Genomic DNA, 16,601 nt, shown 5'->3' on the forward strand with positions numbered 1-16,601 from the left:
TCGTTCGTATAATCTATATACTTATATGTTCCACATGAATGGTGGGTATTCCTGCTTATCTAGAAAATTCGTCCTCGATTCGCAAAATTGTTTCTTCCAGCTCTTCATTGGCTCCGTCAATTCCAAGAACCTTTTTCAAAAGCGGCAGCGCTTCTTTTTGAAGGCCTTCTTCTAACAAGAAGCTTCCGTATTCATATAAGAAATCTCTGTCATCCCGGTAGTGAAGAAAGGCAGCCTCAAAGGATTGTTTTGCTTTCTCGTAATGCTCCAATTCGGTATATGCGCTTGCAAGATACCAGTTGTATTTCGGATCTTCTTCTCCGTAGCCGCGCACCTCTTGAATAAGATCAATGATCAGTTCATAATCCTCTTCTTTATGATACACGGCAAGCAGTGTATGAAGTGCTTCGACGAAGCCCGGATCAAGCGCAAGCGCCTCCTGGAGCAGCTTTTTCCCATCTTCTGACTTCCCGATTTTTAAGGCTATTTTTGCAGCATAGAGGAAAAGTTCTTTGTTATATTCATCATAACTGATACCCTCTTTTGCCGTTTGTAATGCCTCTTCATACATTCCTTCAGCTTCATAGCTTTTCGAAAGCGGCATATAAAGTGAAGAATAAGACGGATCAAGCCCCTTTAAATCAGACAGCTGCTTAATCGCTGTTTTAACAAACCCCGCCTGTAAGGCTGTAAACCCATAGCCGAAAATCGTATTAGGATCAGGATTCTCATTAGCAGCTTTCTCGTACCACGGAATGGCATCCTCAAATTCACCTGAGGCACTTAACGATTCTGCCAGTCTTTGATGGACATTAACGCCACCGATCTCACTCTGCTCCTCAGCCGTTGTTTTAAAATATTGAACCGCTTTTGCATAGGCTCCCTGAGTAAAGTAAAGTTCACCCAGTGCGAAATCAATAATGGGTTCATTGGCCAAAATGGACTTTGCTTGTAAAAGCTTTTGTTCACTGACTTCGAATAACCCCTGCATCTGATAAAGATCCGCCATAAGCAGCAAACTTTCCGGATATGATGGATCTGTTTCCGGAATGGTTTCCAGCACAGCGAGGGCTTTTTCTTCTTCGTCAATATCTATTAAAAGTTCAGCATAAAAATTCGTCAGTTCTGTTTCATTCGGATATAAATCATGTAAGTCACTGATCAGTGTAATCGCTTTTTCTACATTGCCCCACTCGTAATACAGCTGGGCTGCGATGGCTTTATCTTCATCATGGAGCTGTTTTTCGGCTTTTGACAGAGTATTGAGGCCTTTTTCTGTTTCACCTGCTTCAACTAATTTTATGGCTTCTTGAATCAATGTATTCAAATCGGACCGGTCCTTTCTTTTCCTATACAACATCAACCATACAAAAAACTTTATTTGTTCGGGTTAATCTTATCATAATTCAGACGATTGCCCCCGGCAAATAAGATGCTTGCTGTACGGCAGGGAATTATTGAGTCTTTTTAGTTTACCAAAAGATCTTGAGATAGAAAATGAAAAAAGGAAGATCGCCCTCTGTACAGTAAAGCAGCGCTCTGACCTGCCGGCTTGTAAGTAAAGCAAATCCCCCCTTATCGTTTTTCTTTTCCCTCTATAAGACAAGCTATGTTTTTTTCCCTCGCATTATGATTCTTACAGTCATTCTGCACAGAAAATCCTGAAGCAAAAACTTCAGGATTTGTTTGATAGCTTATTTACATGCTCGAAGAAGGTTGGATAAGAAACATGAATGGCATCTGTCTGCTCAATTTCAGTCGGCTCCTCCGATATACAGGAAGCGATGCCAAGCATCATTCCGATCCGATGATCTCCATGACTGGATACTGTTGCGCCGCCTTTTAGTGTTTGTTTGCCATAAATCTTCATTCCATCTGCTGTCGGTTCAATCTCAGCACCAAGCTTACGAAGCTCGGAAACCACAGTGTCAATGCGGTTTGTTTCTTTTACTTTAAGCTCTGCCGCATCCTTAATAACGGTGGTTCCTTCCGCCTGAGTCGCAAGAAGCGCGATGATAGGGATTTCATCAATTAAACGCGGAATAATATTTCCTCCGATTTCAACCGCTTTTAGAGATGACGTTTCTATGACCAAATCTCCGTAAGGCTCCGCACTGCTGTCAGCAGACGGTTTGATGTCAAGTTTTGCCCCCATGTTTTGAAGGACGTCAATGATACCTGTCCGAGTCGGATTTAAACCTACGTTTTTCAGTACAATGCTGCTGTTTGGAACCATTGCACCCGCAGCAAGGAAAAACGCCGCTGAAGAAATGTCCCCAGGAACAAAAATATCTGTAGCTGTCAGTTTCTGGCCTCCTGCAATAGAAACGCTCGTTTGATCTTCAGAAAGTTTAACCCCAAAAGCAGAAAGCATCCGCTCAGTGTGGTCACGAGATTTATGAGGCTCTGTGACCGTTGTTGTACCCTCAGCTTGCAGTCCGGCCAGCAAAACAGCCGATTTAATTTGCGCGCTTGCAACAGGTGAGACAAAATCAATCCCTTTTAATGAAGCGCCGCTCACTGACAGGGGTGTAAATTCTCCGCCGGATCTGCCGTCGATTTTAGCCCCCATTTGTTTCAAAGGCTCAGTTACACGTTTCATAGGACGCTTTGCAATGCTCTCATCTCCAGCTACCGCACTGTAAAATGGACGACCCGCCAAAATTCCGAGCATCAGGCGAATCGTTGTGCCTGAATTTCCGACGTCTAAAAAGCTTTCTGGCTCGCTCAGGGAATCGATTCCTTTTCCGTAAATCACTACATCGCTGCCGTTTTGCTCGATTTGAACACCCATTTTTCTAAAGCAATCGATCGTGCTCAGGCAATCCGCTCCCGGCAGAAAGTTTTTAACAGTTGTTGTGCCTTTCGCCAGCGCCCCAAACATGACGGAGCGGTGAGAAATGGATTTATCACCGGGAATCTGTATTTCTCCGTTTAAAGCCTGCACCTTTTCTCTTTTCATTATTTTCCACCTCAATCAGCATAAAAAGTTTCATATTCCGCCCGGGCTTCAATGCAATGTTCAGCCCGTTTGCGGTCGTCATCAGACTGAAAACTGATCCTTAAAATCCCGTTAATATCTTCTCGTGTTTCAATTATGCGGATATTCGTAATACTGATGCGCTCCGCAGCTAATATAGCCGTTATCTCGGAAATCACACCCGGATGGTCGGGAACATCCACATATAAATCATAAAATGCAGGGATCGCACCCTTCTGCCGAAGCGGCAGCCCGTCGCGATAATCCTTAGCGTTTTTAAAATAACGAAATAGATTTTCCGCATCTTCTTGTTCTACATATGTCCGGATCGTCTCGATTTCTCGAATCCACTCATCAAAACGATCCAAGATTTTATCTTTATTATGTAATAGAATATCCCGCCACATTGCCGGGCTGCTCGATGCAATCCTCGTAATATCCCTGAATCCGCCGGCAGCAAAACGCTTAACAAGCGGATAAAGCTCTTCCGAATGATGGGTTTGGTGAACAAGGCTTGCTGCGACAATATGCGGAAAATGACTGATCACGCTTGTCACGCCATCATGCTCTTCCGGTGACATTTCCACAAAATGGGCATTCGTCCCGTTCAGCAGGTTTTTTAACTGTTCTACCGCTTGTCTTTCCGTTTTATGCCCTGGCGTTAAAATATAAAATGCATTTTCAAACAGGAACTCCTTCGCAGCAGCCACTCCTGATTTGTGTGACCCCGCCATCGGATGCCCTCCGACAAATTGATAGCGGCTAGGCAGCACTTGATCAGCATAATGAACCACTTTTTGCTTTGTGCTTCCTACGTCGGTAATCAAAAGCTGGTGTTCAATTCCTGAATGAGCCAGCTCATCAAGCATAAGCAGCGTTTGCGCGACAGGTGTCGCAATGATCACTGTAGCTGCCTCTTTCGCACCCCTAATAAACGAATCAGCACGCTCGTCAATCACACCTAATTTTAAAGCGGCTACCGCCTGTTCATCAGAAATGTCGATCCCGATAATCCGTTTGCCGGGATGCTTTTTTTTGATCGCTAACGCAATCGAACCGCCTATCAATCCGAGACCGGCGAGCAATATTGTGTCTTTCATTCGATTCATACGTCATCACCTGGTTTATAGACTAAAGAGGTGAGATTTAATCACCTCTTATAAAATTTCAGCTAAAATTGCAAGGATTTCTTCATTTTGCTCTTTTGTTCCGATCGTTATCCGGAGTGATGTCGGGAAACCTAATGCATTTCCTGACCGGACAATATAGCCTTTTTCCAGGAGAGCCTGAAACAGTTCATCGGAAGGACGGTTAAAGTCTATTAACACAAAATTTGTTTCTGAAGGGTAGCACTTTAAACCATGAGTCTGAGCAAAATCATAATATTGCTGAAGGCCTGCTTTATTTTGCTCGACACAGGACGCAATAAACGCTTGGTCATCAAGCGCTGCGATCGCCGCAGCCTGACCTAGACGGCTCGTGTTAAACGGCTCTCTTGCCGGCTCAATCTGGCGAATCAAATTCTCGTCAGCAATTCCGTATCCGACTCTGAGCGCTGCCAGGCCGTAAGCCTTTGAAAATGTGCGCAATATCATTAGATTGGAATAGTTGCTTAAGAGCGGCACGGTTTCCGGGTAATCCTCTGCTGTTACATATTCATAATATGCTTCGTCAAGCACAACGAGGACACGAGAAGGCACGCGCTCCAGAAATGCGAGTAATTCCCCTTCTGATGTATAAGTGCCAGTCGGGTTATTCGGGCTGCATATCCAAACCACTTGTGTCTGTTCGTCAATTGCTTCAAGCATGGCGTCTACATCATGTGAGCCGTCAGGACGAAGTGCGATTTCACGAACTTCAGCACCTTCAATGACCGCATTGTGTTTATATTGCGGAAAAGTCGGTGCAGCAGTTATCGTGTTGGTTTTCTCGTTTAAAAATGCCCGGCAGATGATCTGAATGATTTCATCTGAACCGTTGCCGAAAATAAGCGATGTTTCGCTGACATTGAGGTGCTCACTGAGCCTTGTCCGCAAAGCGGCGCTATACCCATCGGGGTAAAGGGCAAGCTGTTGAATCTCATGATGAAGAGCCTCTTTTGCCGCTTCTGAACAGCCGTAAGGGTTCTCGTTTGAAGCTAGCTTCACGACTTTATCCAAGCCATATTCTGATTTCACTGCTTCAATCGGCTTACCAGGCTGATAAGGCTTCAGCTGTTTTAAATGTTCTTTGATACGCAAATCCAGTCACCTCTTTAAACTGTACAAGCCGCCAAACGCCGTTGCGTAATCTTCAAACTCCTGCAGCGCTTGATCTCTCGTTTCAGCGCTGATGAGCCGGTCCTTTAGTTCTTCTATTTTTCTGACGAGCGCACTTCCCACTACGACACCGTCACAAATTTTATTCATCTTTATAACCTGTTCGCGGTTTGAAATACCGAATCCTACAGCAACCGGAACAGTACTGAGATCCTTCACTGCCCGGATGAACGGATAGACGGATGAATTGAACTCATTGCGGACACCGGTCACACCTAGAGAAGATACACAGTAGACGAAGCCCTCGGCTTGTTCAATAATGGTTTTCAAACGGCTTTCGCTTGTCGGCGCAACCAAAGAAATATACGTCACCTCATGATTTTTGCATTCCGCTTGGAGGCTGGCGCTTTCTTCTAATGGCAGATCCGGAACAAGCAGACCGTCAATATGATTTTCCCGCAGTAAAGCGAAAAAGTATTCTTTGTTCAATTGTAACACAGGATTATAATACGTAAAGAGGATAATCGGAATATTCACTCCGTTTTTTTTCATTTTTCCGCCTAATTCGATTGCCTTTACGATATTCATTCCATGATCAAGCGCCCGCTTTGAAGCTCTCTGGATCACCGGACCGTCTGCAAGCGGGTCTGAGTATGGAACACCAAGCTCCAATGCCGTGGCACCTGCTTTTTGGAGAGACTTCGCCAGTTCAATCGAAACCTCAGGCAATGGATCACCCGCTGTAATAAACGGGATAAACAATTTTTCTGGCGCTTGAAGGTTTAATTTAAACATGCGCTTTCACCTCTTCTTCCAATACACTCATTAATGTGTTGACATCCTTATCTCCCCGTCCTGATAAACAGACAAGAATGATTTGATTGCGATCCATCTCTTTGGTGAGTTTGAATGCTTTCGCTAACGCATGGGCAGATTCAATCGCCGGCAAAATTCCTTCTTTTTCTGATAAGAGTTTTAATGCATCCACCGCTTCTTCGTCTGTGATACTGTCATAAGTGACACGGCCGCTCTTATGCAAATAAGCGTGCTCCGGACCGATTCCAGGGTAGTCGAGTCCTGCTGAAATAGAGTAAGGCTCAATAATCTGCCCGAACTCATCTTGAATGAGATAAGTCAATGAACCGTGAATAACGCCTACGGTTCCTTTCGAGATAGTAGCGGCATGAAGAGGAGTATCAATTCCTTTTCCGGCTGCTTCAGCACCGATCAGTTCAACGTCTTCATCTAAAAACGACTGAAACATACCCATCGCATTGCTTCCTCCGCCTACACACGCCACTACTTTATCAGGCAGAGCGCCTTCAATGCGTTTCAGCTGATCCTTCGCTTCTTCTCCGATCATTTTTTGAAATTCACGAACCACTTGCGGATAAGGGTGCGGGCCGACAACTGATCCAATCATGTAAAAATGATCCTCGCAATGTTGAACCCAGTACCGAATCGCCTCATTTGTGGCATCCTTCAATGTGCCGTTTCCGCTTGTTACAGGCACAACTTCCGCTCCAAGCAGCTTCATGCGGAAAACGTTCAGAGACTGGCGAGCAACATCCTCCTCGCCCATAAACACAGTGCAGGAAAAGCCGAATTTAGCTGCGACTGTCGCTGCGGCAACACCGTGTTGACCAGCGCCGGTTTCTGCAATGATTTTCGTTTTTCCCATTTTCTTAGCGAGCAGCGCTTGACCTAACGCATTATTGATTTTATGAGACCCTGTATGGTTCAAATCTTCTCGTTTCAAATAAATTTTCGCACCGCCTAAATACTCAGTAACACGATCAGCGAATGTGAGCGCAGTCGGCCTACCGGAATAGTCATTTAACAGCTTGTAATATTCATTTTGAAAAACAGGATCATCCTTGATTTCTTTAAATGCGGTTTCAATTTCTTTTAACGGCTGCATCAGTGTTTCCGGAACAAACTTTCCGCCAAAATCGCCGTATCTGCCTATTTCATTTGGATATGGATACATATTGATTCATCCTTTCTTCTAAAAGCCTCATCAGATTCTGATCTTTTTGTCCGTTTTTTTCGATTCCGCTGGCTAGGTCAATTCCTGCCGGATGATATTTCAATAGGTCTGTGATGGTATCAGGATTCACGCCGCCTGCGATAAAACAGCGTTTGCCTATATCCGCCTGCTGGTATTCCGGCACACAATCCCACGAAAAAGCAACACCAGTACCGCCTCTTGCCCCTTTGACAGATGAATCAATCACAAAGCCGTCCACATCACCTTTAAAGCGGGCTATTTCTTGAGTTGTGTTCTCATGATGGTGAAGCGCCTTCCATATTTCACAATCTGTCAGCATGCGAAGCGCCTCGGCATCCTCAGGTTCCTCATCACCGTGAAGCTGAATGACGTCGAGATTCAAGTCTTCGGCAATGCGTGACATTATCTCTATCGATTCATTAACAAAAACCCCTGCAACCTGTTTTTCGACACGAACTTGACTCAGCCACTTTTTCACATCTTGCGGAGATACTTTTCGTTTGCTTTCAGCAAAAATAAAGCCCAGATAATCAGCCTGTGAGTCCGCTGCAAACTGCAAATCCTGCAATGACCGTATGCCGCAATATTTTAATGCCGGCTTCTTCACATCCTCACTCCCCAAACAAAGCATAGATTGCTTTTTGCTGTGATGTTTGTCTCATCAATGATTCACCGATAAGCACAGCTCGTGCCCCTTGTTCTTTGACGAATGTTAAGTGTTCTAAAGAACCGATCCCGCTTTCGCTGACTAGAAGTGATTCTTTCGGAACTAGAGATGCGATTTGTTCTGTCTGTTTTATAGAGGTTTCAAATGTTTTTAAGTTTCGATTGTTGATGCCGAGAATATCAGGTGTGAACACTTTCAATATTTGTTCAAGCGTTGATGCATCATGAACCTCCACTAACACGTCCAGCTGCTTTTCACCTGCTTCCAGATACAGTTCGTGAAGTTGGAAAGGATCAAGCACCTCACCGATTAACAATATGGCATCCGCTCCGATTCTTTTTGATTCCTCCACTTGTAGAGAATCAATAATAAAATCTTTTCTAAGTACAGGTATTGAAACAGCACGCTTCACGTCTGATAAATAGCTGTTTTCCCCTTGAAAAAACGGGGTGTCAGTTAAAACGGAAAGCGCATCTGCCATCGCAGTTTGATAGTCTTTTGCAATCCGCTCAGGGACAAAATCCTTTTTAATAAGCCCCTTAGACGGCGAAGCTTTCTTCACTTCGGCAATCAACCCGATAAACCGATTCGGGCTTGCCAGCGCCTCTTTAAATGAACGTTTTTCGAAAGGCTGCTCTTCCGGCAGGACCAGTGTTTTTACTTCTTCTTTCTTTTGTTTGATGATGTTTTCAAGCATAGATCTCTTCCTCTTTCTGCTTTAGTCGTTCGAGCTGCGCGGCTGCGCCTCCGCTTGTAATCGTCTCTAACGCGAGCTCCGTACCTTCCTTCAATGAGGCGGTAATCCCCGCCGTGTATATCGCAGCCCCTGCATTAAAAGCAGTAATAGATACAGCGGAACTGCTGCTTTTATTTTCAAAAATATTCTGAATGAGACAGGCACTCTCTTTCGGTGACTGCACCTGTAAATCTTCAAGTCTGCCATTTGTGAAACCGAAATCTTCGGGTGATACGGTATATTCCCGGCGCTCCCCGTCCTTTAATTCAATTACATCAGTCGGTGCTGTAATGGAAAGCTCATCTAAACCGTCACGGCTTGCTACGAACAGGACGTGCTTCGGCTGAAACGGCTCCAGCGCGCTTGCCATTAGTCCCGCTTTTTCAGCGGAATAGACTCCGATCACCTGACGCTTCGCCTGTAAAGGATTGCTGAGCGGTCCGAGCAGATTAAATACCGTTCTAAAACCTAGTTCTTTTCTTGTACCGGCTACATGTTTCATAGACGAATGATAAAGCGGGGCAAAGAGAAAACCCATATTGTTCGTTTCAATGCTGCTTTTAACCTTCTCGGGAGTAGTTTGAATCGGAACCTCTAACTCCTCTAGTACATCAGCGCTTCCGCTTTTAGAAGAGACAGAGCGATTGCCGTGCTTAGCAATTTTCGCACCGGCTGCAGAGGCAACAATTGCCGATGCTGTTGAGATATTAAAAGTGGAAACACCATCTCCTCCTGTACCGCATGTATCAACTACATCAGGAAATCCATCGACTGCAAGAGCTCGCGCCCGCATCGCATTCACAAAACCTGTAAGCTCTGCTGGCGTTTCTCCCCGATGGGCAAGAATAGACAATATACCGCCCATTTCAGAAGGAGCCATTTCCGCTGTCATCATCATATTCATCAGTGCTTCAGCCTCACCGGCAGTAAGTGTTTTTCCGTCAACGCACAATTGTAGAAATTTGTTCATCAGCTTTATCCTCCTTGCTATGGAACATGTCTTCTGCAATATGAATCGTTTTCAGCAGCGCACCCGCTTTATTGCAGCTTTCTTCATATTCGGTTTCCGGAACAGAATCCGCAACAATACCAGCTCCTGCCTGTATCGATGCAACACCGTTCTTTACACTCATGGTGCGAATCGTAATACAAGAATCGATATTCCCGTCAAATCCGATGTAGGCGATACAGCCGCCGTATGTCTCTCTCGGCGTGGGCTCAAGCTCTTGCAAAAGCTGCATGGCACGGATTTTTGGAGCGCCTGTTAAAGTTCCCGCCGGGAAAGCGGACATCAGTGCATCGACAGGATGAACACCTTCTTTCAAGCGGCCTGTAACAACTGAGATAATGTGCATAACATGCGAAAAGGAGACAATTTTGGTGAACTCCGGTACAGAAACAGATCCGTATTCTGCTACTCTGCCGACATCGTTTCGGGCAAGATCAACGAGCATGTAGTGCTCCGCTTTTTCTTTATCATCCTTCATCAGCTCAGCTTTGAGTTTTTCATCTTCCTCTTTGTCTGCGCCTCGTTTTCTCGTTCCGGCAATCGGATGGATTTCCAAGTGCCCGTCCTGAACGTGGATTAACCGTTCTGGAGAGCTGCCGACTATTTCTCTGTCTTGGAGTTTCATATAATACATATACGGAGAAGGATTGACGATCCTAAGCACTCGGTATAATTCAAAGGCCTCTGCTTTTATCGGAATCTCAAATTTCTGTGACAAAACGCCTTGGAAGATATCGCCCGCTTTTATATATTCTTTGATCTTCTCTACATCAGCCATAAAAGCCGATTTTTCATAATTCGAAGACACGGTTTCAAAGCTGGGTGTCTGATATGAATCAGCAGATAGAAACAGCTCTTTTATGTTTTTTTGATTCATCATTTTTTCAATGAGATCTTGGAGCTCCTGATGATGTTGATGAAACACATCGATTTTTTCGTTTTCTGTTTCTTGCCCATTGAGTCTCGCATATTGGATAAAGTGGACATTTTTGGTTTCATGATCATACGCAATTATGGTCCGGCAAACAAAGAGCATACACTTTTCCAATCCCGTTTCCTTTGTGTGCGGAGAAACAGAAGGCTCAATCAGCGGGATCATATCATAGCTTAGGTATCCGACAGCTCCGCCTACAAAAGGAATACCCAGCTCCGGCGTTTTGATTTTGTAGGTGGTATTCATCCAGTTCAGCACTTCTTTTAGTTCGTTTCCTGTGTATAGAGATCTGCCGTCCTGAGCAACAGCTGTAAAACGGCTCTGCTCTTCTTTTAGCGTGAGAAATGGATTCAGGCCGATAAACGAATATCTTGACCAATTGGATGTTTCATCTTTGCTTTCAAGAAGATATGTAATCTCCCTGTCGAGCTTCTCTATTATTTGAATGGGTGTCAGCGTATCGACTGTGAAGGTCTCCACAATCGGTATGGTGTGGCAGGACAAGCTGTCCTCTAAAAATGCAGAAATGTTTGATTGGAAATTCATTACTCTCACTCCTTTTGGCAAGGAGAATGAGAAGATGGCATGAGGGGATAAAACGATATAACAAATAAACCCAAAAGAAAGGCTTCTTTTGGGTAGAATAAACATACATGTCTCAGCTCAACTAAACTCATTCTCTGCTACCCTATTCTCTGACTCAACTCATTTAATCGCTTTATACACGCTCTTGTGTATTTCTAAGCTGTTCCTATCGTATTACAATTCAGTATTTTTTGTCAATGATAAATCGGGTCTTAATACGACGGCTTTTTCTAAATATACATGTCTGATCTGATCCTGAGGAACATCTGTCTGGACGGTCATCATGACTCTTATGCACTTTTTCAGACCGCCGGCCACATCCATTTCCTGCATACATGTTACCGGCACATACTGCCAGCCTGAAAGCTCACGAACAGCTTTTGCCGGAAAAACGGAGTGCAAATCAGGTGTCGCCGAAAGAAGCATTTGAACAACATCTTCGGGCTTTGTTTTGTTTTCTTCTATGATTTTCTCTAACAGCTGTTTTGTTTTTTGTAAAATTTCTTCTTCAGTATCCCGTCCAACTGTAGTTGCTCCGCGAATTCCGCGAATCATCATGATGTTACCTCCAATCGCCATTTGTTCAGCCAGCTCTCTAGTTCATTTCTGGAAAATGTGCGATCAGCAACTTTTCCTAATTCGTTGAGCACGATAAACTGAATCATCCCGCCGCGGGTTTTCTTATCATTCATCATACGATCTAAAAGAACTGAAGATTCCGCCTCTTTTTTGATTCGACTTGGATACCCCAAGCTTTTTAGCCAGCTGACCAAACGTTTTCTGTCCATTTCACAGCCCGCTGTCTTTTCGCTTAAATATAAAGCAAACTGCATCCCGAGGGCTACGGCATCACCGTGAGTGATCTGCCCGTATCCATATTCCGCCTCAACGGCATGGCCGAGCGTATGTCCGAAGTTTAAGTAAGCTCTTATCCCCTCTTCTTTTTCATCCTGCTGAACAACAGACGCTTTAATTGAAATGCCTTTAAAAATCATATCATTCAGATGATCACTTGTAATATCGTGCAATGAATGGATATTCAGCAGCTCTTCCAGAAACGCTTTGTCATAGATAAAAGCGTGTTTAATCACTTCTGCCATCCCAGACCGAAGCTCCTTTTCGGACAGAGAACGAAGGAAGTCTGTATCGTAGAGCACGGCTTTCGGCTGATAAAACGCACCGATTAGATTTTTTCCGAGCGGATGATTCACGGCCACTTTTCCTCCGACGGCGCTGTCATGCGCTAAAAGCGTCGTAGGCATTTGAATGAAATCAATGCCGCGCATAAAAGTAGCAGCCACAAAACCGGCAAGATCTCCTACAACACCGCCACCGAATGCGATGATGCATGAGGAGCGATCCATATGAAAACGAATCGCTTCACTCTGCAGTTTTGTGTACATGTCCATAGATTTCGCCTGCTCTCCGCTCGGCACCGTCACTTTTTTCACAGGCCATTTTTCTTCCAGCAAATGAAGCATTTCATCACCATACAGGCGATCCACCTCTTCATCAGTGACAAGCATAATCCGTGTTAAAGGCCTATTTAAAGAGGTTAATAGTTCACAAACCTCTTTTCTGATGCCTTGTCCGATAAAAACAGGATACGACGAGGAAGCGGTTTGAACATGCAGTGTTCTCATTAAAATTCCCTCGACAGTTTTCTCATATTCTCCACATTTTCTCTAATGCGGTCGATTTGATCTAAGCCGAATTGTTCAACGACTGCGTTCGCAATTTCCCATGCGACAGCGGCTTCAGCTACTACACTTGCCGCAGGCACTGCACAGCTGTCTGAACGTTCAATGCTGGCAGAAAATGGTTCTTTTGTTTCGATATCCACGCTTTTCAGCGGTTTATACAAAGTCGGAATCGGCTTCATGACCCCGCGGACAACAATCGGCATTCCTGTTGTCATGCCGCCTTCCAGTCCTCCAAGTCTGTTTGTAGCGCGAGTATATCCCTTTTCTTCGTCCCAAATGATCTCATCATGAACTTCGCTTCCATTTCTGCCGGCCGCCTCAAATCCGATGCCGAATTCAACACCTTTAAATGCGTTAATTGACAGTACAGCAGCAGCAAGCTTGCTGTCCAGCTTGCGGTCATAATGGACATAGCTGCCCACGCCTACTGGCATTCCCTCGACAATGACTTCTACAATTCCGCCGATGGAATCGCCGTTTGCCTTCGCTTCATCAATGGCAGCCATCATTTTGTTGCCTGCTTCTTCATCGTAGCATCTGACCGGAGACTCCTCCGTGACACGCTGCAGGTCATCAATTGACGTATATTCTGTTTTCTCAGCTTTAACTGCGCCAATTTGCAATACATGGCCCGCCACCTTAATGCCCAGCTCAGAAAGAACCTTTTTAGCGACAGCTCCTGCCGCCACTCTGACAGTTGTTTCCCTTGCTGAAGAGCGCTCCAGCACATTTCTCATATCGCGATGATTATATTTAATCGCACCGTTTAAGTCAGCGTGACCCGGTCTCGGTCTGGAAATTTGACGCTTCATTTCCTTTTCTTCATCCTCTGTAATCGGATCCGGACCCATGATTTTAGTCCAATGTTTCCAGTCGTTGTTTTCTACTGCGAGAGCAATTGGTGAACCGAGCGTGCGGGCATGGCGCACCCCGCTCATAATTTTGGCCTGGTCTTTTTCAATCTGCATGCGACGGCCGCGGCCGTGGCCTTTTTGGCGTCTGGCAAGCTCAAAATTGATATCTTCCTCCGTTATGTAAAGCCCGGCAGGCACACCTTCAATAATGGTCGTCAGTTGGGGGCCGTGTGATTCTCCGGCTGTTAAATATCTCATGACTTCTTCTCCCTTCATCGCATTAACGCTTTTAAGTAAAACTACTATAACATATTTTTCAGCAAAAAGTCAGTCTATCTTTTTTGATAAAAAAATGTATCAGCTGAAACCAGGCCGAATTTCTCAGGATTGAAGATTTGCTCGGTGCTGCCGACAAAAAGAATCCCATTCTTTTTCAGGCTCTGTGCCATTTTTGAATAAAGCTCTTCCTTTGCGCTTTCTGTAAAATAAATCAATACATTGCGGCACACGATTAAGTCAAATTCTTGTTCATAGCGGTCCGCCAGCAGATTGTGCTTTTTGAATGTAATATTGTTTTTGATTTCCGGCTTTACTTCATAACTTCTATTTGCATGCTGAGTAAAATAACGATCCTTCACAGATGTTGGCACTTCCTGTAAAGACCGCTCCTGATACACGCCTTTTTTCGCTTTCTCCAATGCTTTTTCATCAATATCAGTCGCCAGAATCTGAAAGCCGGGAAGACCTTTTTGCTGATTCAAAAGCATGGCAAGCGTATAAGGCTCCTCACCCGTTGAGCAGGCGGCACTCCATATCTTTAAAGGCTTAGAATGCTTGATTAACGGCAGAATAGCAGTCTCAAGCACTTCCCATCTTTTATAATTACGATAAAATTCTGAAACATTAATCGTCATTCTGTCCAGTGTTTCATTTAAGAGCGCTTGATCCTTTTCCAAGGCCGCCGCAAAATCCTTAAAGCTTTGAAACCCCTTTTTCTCATAAAGCGACGTCAGCCTTCTCTTCATTTGTGCTTCTTTATATAAAGTTAAATCAACACCGGTTAATTGTTTCCATTTTGTTATAAATAAGCTGTATGTATCCATCTCTACTCTCCCAGTCTCGCTGTCTTTTTGTCCTAGTATAGCTTGTTTTCTCAGAAAATTGTATTGTTTCAATAAAAAAATCAGCTTTTCAGCTGATTTTAGATCATTGGGAAGGCAGGAATCTGATAAACATTGCCATTAACCCCTTATTTACTTAATGTAAACCTTTACAAAAGAAAACGAAAACCGGCGTCATTACATAGTACCGGCCCTGCTACTTATTTTCATAATGATTAATAGATCCAGCCTGCCATGAGCTGTTGATATGATACTAATTCTTCATTCTTAAAGAAAATGTTAATCTCGCGTTCAGCACTTTCGAGAGAATCAGAGCCGTGGATGATGTTTTTTCCGACAAACATGCCATAATCTCCACGAATTGTGCCAGGCAAAGCTTCTTTAGGATTTGTCTTTCCGATCAGCTGTCGTGTCACTTCAATGACATTTTCGCCTTCCCAAACCATTGCGAATACAGGTCCTGAAGTAATAAACTCAACGAGCTCTCCGAAGAAAGGCTTGCCTTGATGTTCGGCGTAGTGTTTCTCAGCTATTTGTTCAGTCACTCTCATTAACTTGGCACCAGATAATTGTAAGCCTTTACGTTCGAATCTCGACAAAATATCACCAATGAGCTGACGTTGGACACCGTCTGGTTTCACCATAATAAAAGTCTTTTCCATCACATTCTCCACCCCATCATTATGTATGTATAGGCTTTCACACTGCACACCGAAATCGTAACATCTTTCTGACAATTAATCAATCCGGGGCGGAGAAATTTCTCAATATCTACAAAATTAAAATTTTCTTTTTCCGATATATTTTGCGATGGCCGAAAGAGACGAACGTGCACGCCCTCTCGGAAGCGTGTTTAATTTCTGGAAAGCTTTCTGCAGATACATTTCGCTTACTGCCATAGATGCTTCAATTGCATCTGTTTTTTTCATTTCTTCAATGATCGGCTCAAGCTGTTCCTGCGTTGTCTCGGTGTTAATCAATTTAAGCTGATTTTTTAATGCTGGATTTTTCAGGGCGTACAGCACTGGCAATGTAACATTTCCTTGAAGTAAATCTCCTCCAACAGGTTTGCCCAGCTCTTCTTCCGTTGAAGTAAAATCAAGAATATCATCAATGATTTGATAAGACATGCCGACGTAATACCCAAACCAGTACAGCGCCTTATGAATCTTTTCATCAGCGCCGGACGCAATGGCCCCGAGCTGGCAGCTGACCGCGATCAGGAGCGCCGTTTTTCTTTTGATGCGGCGGAGATATGTTCTGAGGTTTTGTTCCATGTTGTATTTGTCTTTGATCTGCTCGATTTCCCCAAGACAAACTTCAACAATCGTCTGCGACAAAATCCTATGAGCTTTCGGTTCGTTAATTCTCGTCATCATTTCAAGAGATCCCGCAAGCATATAATCACCTGTGTACATCGCAATGCGATTGTCCCACTTTGCTTTGATTGTCGGCTTCCCTCTGCGAAGCTCCGCATCGTCAATGACATCATCATGAACCAAAGATGCCATGTGAATCATTTCCAAAGTGACGGCGACATATTTAATCTTATTAATGTCATAATCGCCAAACATGCCGGAAAGCAGCACGAAAACAGGGCGAATACGCTTCCCTCCCGCCTGCAGCAGATGAAGACCCGCCTCGCTTAAAAGCGGGTAATCGGAACGTACGGTCTGTTCAAGTTCTCTTTCAATTACATCAATATCGTCATTTAAAAAAGAGTAGGCCATTTTAAATTTCATA

The 16,601-nt window shown here is 44.2% G+C and carries 16 protein-coding genes; all 16 read right to left on the minus strand.

Annotated elements, in window-relative coordinates; translation table 11 throughout:
* Nucleotides 1-55: 55 nt before the first annotated feature.
* Entirely contained in the window at nucleotides 56-1,327 is a 1,272-nt protein-coding gene (locus V6D41_RS00320; protein ID WP_333516912.1) for a tetratricopeptide repeat protein, read from the minus strand.
* Between the two features lie 348 nt (nucleotides 1,328-1,675).
* Nucleotides 1,676-2,962, minus strand: coding sequence for a 3-phosphoshikimate 1-carboxyvinyltransferase (gene aroA / locus V6D41_RS00325; protein ID WP_333516913.1), 1,287 nt, complete (start codon nucleotides 2,960-2,962; stop codon nucleotides 1,676-1,678).
* Between the two features lie 11 nt (nucleotides 2,963-2,973).
* On the minus strand, nucleotides 2,974-4,089 hold the full coding sequence (locus V6D41_RS00330; RefSeq protein WP_333516914.1) for a prephenate dehydrogenase: 1,116 nt from the start codon (nucleotides 4,087-4,089) through the stop codon (nucleotides 2,974-2,976).
* A gap of 48 nt (nucleotides 4,090-4,137) precedes the next feature.
* Complete coding sequence (hisC, locus tag V6D41_RS00335) at nucleotides 4,138-5,220, minus strand: histidinol-phosphate transaminase (RefSeq protein WP_148961485.1); 1,083 nt, start codon at nucleotides 5,218-5,220, stop codon at nucleotides 4,138-4,140.
* Between the two features lie 6 nt (nucleotides 5,221-5,226).
* Nucleotides 5,227-6,033: a tryptophan synthase subunit alpha gene (gene trpA / locus V6D41_RS00340; protein ID WP_333516915.1), complete on the minus strand. Its 807-nt coding sequence runs from the start codon at nucleotides 6,031-6,033 to the stop codon at nucleotides 5,227-5,229.
* Entirely contained in the window at nucleotides 6,026-7,228 is a 1,203-nt protein-coding gene (gene trpB / locus V6D41_RS00345; protein WP_333516916.1) for a tryptophan synthase subunit beta, read from the minus strand. The genes trpA and trpB overlap by 8 nt, the downstream gene beginning before the upstream one ends.
* Nucleotides 7,209-7,856, minus strand: coding sequence for a phosphoribosylanthranilate isomerase (locus V6D41_RS00350; protein ID WP_333516917.1), 648 nt, complete (start codon nucleotides 7,854-7,856; stop codon nucleotides 7,209-7,211). Before V6D41_RS00350 ends, trpB begins: the two co-directional genes overlap by 20 nt.
* 4 nt (nucleotides 7,857-7,860) lie before the next feature.
* Nucleotides 7,861-8,613: an indole-3-glycerol phosphate synthase TrpC gene (gene trpC, locus V6D41_RS00355; RefSeq protein WP_148961481.1), complete on the minus strand. Its 753-nt coding sequence runs from the start codon at nucleotides 8,611-8,613 to the stop codon at nucleotides 7,861-7,863.
* Nucleotides 8,606-9,622 (minus strand): anthranilate phosphoribosyltransferase, encoded by a 1,017-nt coding sequence (gene trpD, locus V6D41_RS00360; protein WP_333516918.1) that lies wholly within the window; start codon nucleotides 9,620-9,622, stop codon nucleotides 8,606-8,608. The genes trpC and trpD overlap by 8 nt, the downstream gene beginning before the upstream one ends.
* Entirely contained in the window at nucleotides 9,594-11,141 is a 1,548-nt protein-coding gene (gene trpE / locus V6D41_RS00365; protein ID WP_333516919.1) for an anthranilate synthase component I, read from the minus strand. Before trpE ends, trpD begins: the two co-directional genes overlap by 29 nt.
* 213 nt (nucleotides 11,142-11,354) lie before the next feature.
* Entirely contained in the window at nucleotides 11,355-11,738 is a 384-nt protein-coding gene (gene aroH / locus V6D41_RS00370; RefSeq protein WP_087990536.1) for a chorismate mutase, read from the minus strand.
* Nucleotides 11,735-12,823, minus strand: a complete 1,089-nt coding sequence (gene aroB, locus V6D41_RS00375) for a 3-dehydroquinate synthase (protein WP_333516920.1) — start codon at nucleotides 12,821-12,823, stop codon at nucleotides 11,735-11,737. The genes aroH and aroB overlap by 4 nt, the downstream gene beginning before the upstream one ends.
* The gene (gene aroC, locus V6D41_RS00380) at nucleotides 12,823-13,995 is read right to left on the minus strand and encodes a chorismate synthase (protein WP_333516921.1); all 1,173 of its coding nucleotides are present in this window, start codon (nucleotides 13,993-13,995) and stop codon (nucleotides 12,823-12,825) included. Before aroC ends, aroB begins: the two co-directional genes overlap by 1 nt.
* Nucleotides 13,996-14,069: 74 nt before the next feature.
* On the minus strand, nucleotides 14,070-14,840 hold the full coding sequence (locus V6D41_RS00385) for a protein-glutamate O-methyltransferase (RefSeq protein ID WP_333516922.1): 771 nt from the start codon (nucleotides 14,838-14,840) through the stop codon (nucleotides 14,070-14,072).
* Nucleotides 14,841-15,073: 233 nt separating this feature from the next.
* On the minus strand, nucleotides 15,074-15,523 hold the full coding sequence (ndk, locus tag V6D41_RS00390) for a nucleoside-diphosphate kinase (protein ID WP_087990540.1): 450 nt from the start codon (nucleotides 15,521-15,523) through the stop codon (nucleotides 15,074-15,076).
* 114 nt (nucleotides 15,524-15,637) lie between these two features.
* Complete coding sequence (gene hepT / locus V6D41_RS00395) at nucleotides 15,638-16,600, minus strand: heptaprenyl diphosphate synthase component II (protein WP_333517411.1); 963 nt, start codon at nucleotides 16,598-16,600, stop codon at nucleotides 15,638-15,640.
* Nucleotide 16,601 lies beyond the last annotated feature (1 nt).

Source organism: Bacillus sp. 0102A (genome assembly GCF_036765155.1).
Taxonomy (GTDB): domain Bacteria; phylum Bacillota; class Bacilli; order Bacillales; family Bacillaceae; genus Bacillus; species Bacillus subtilis_G.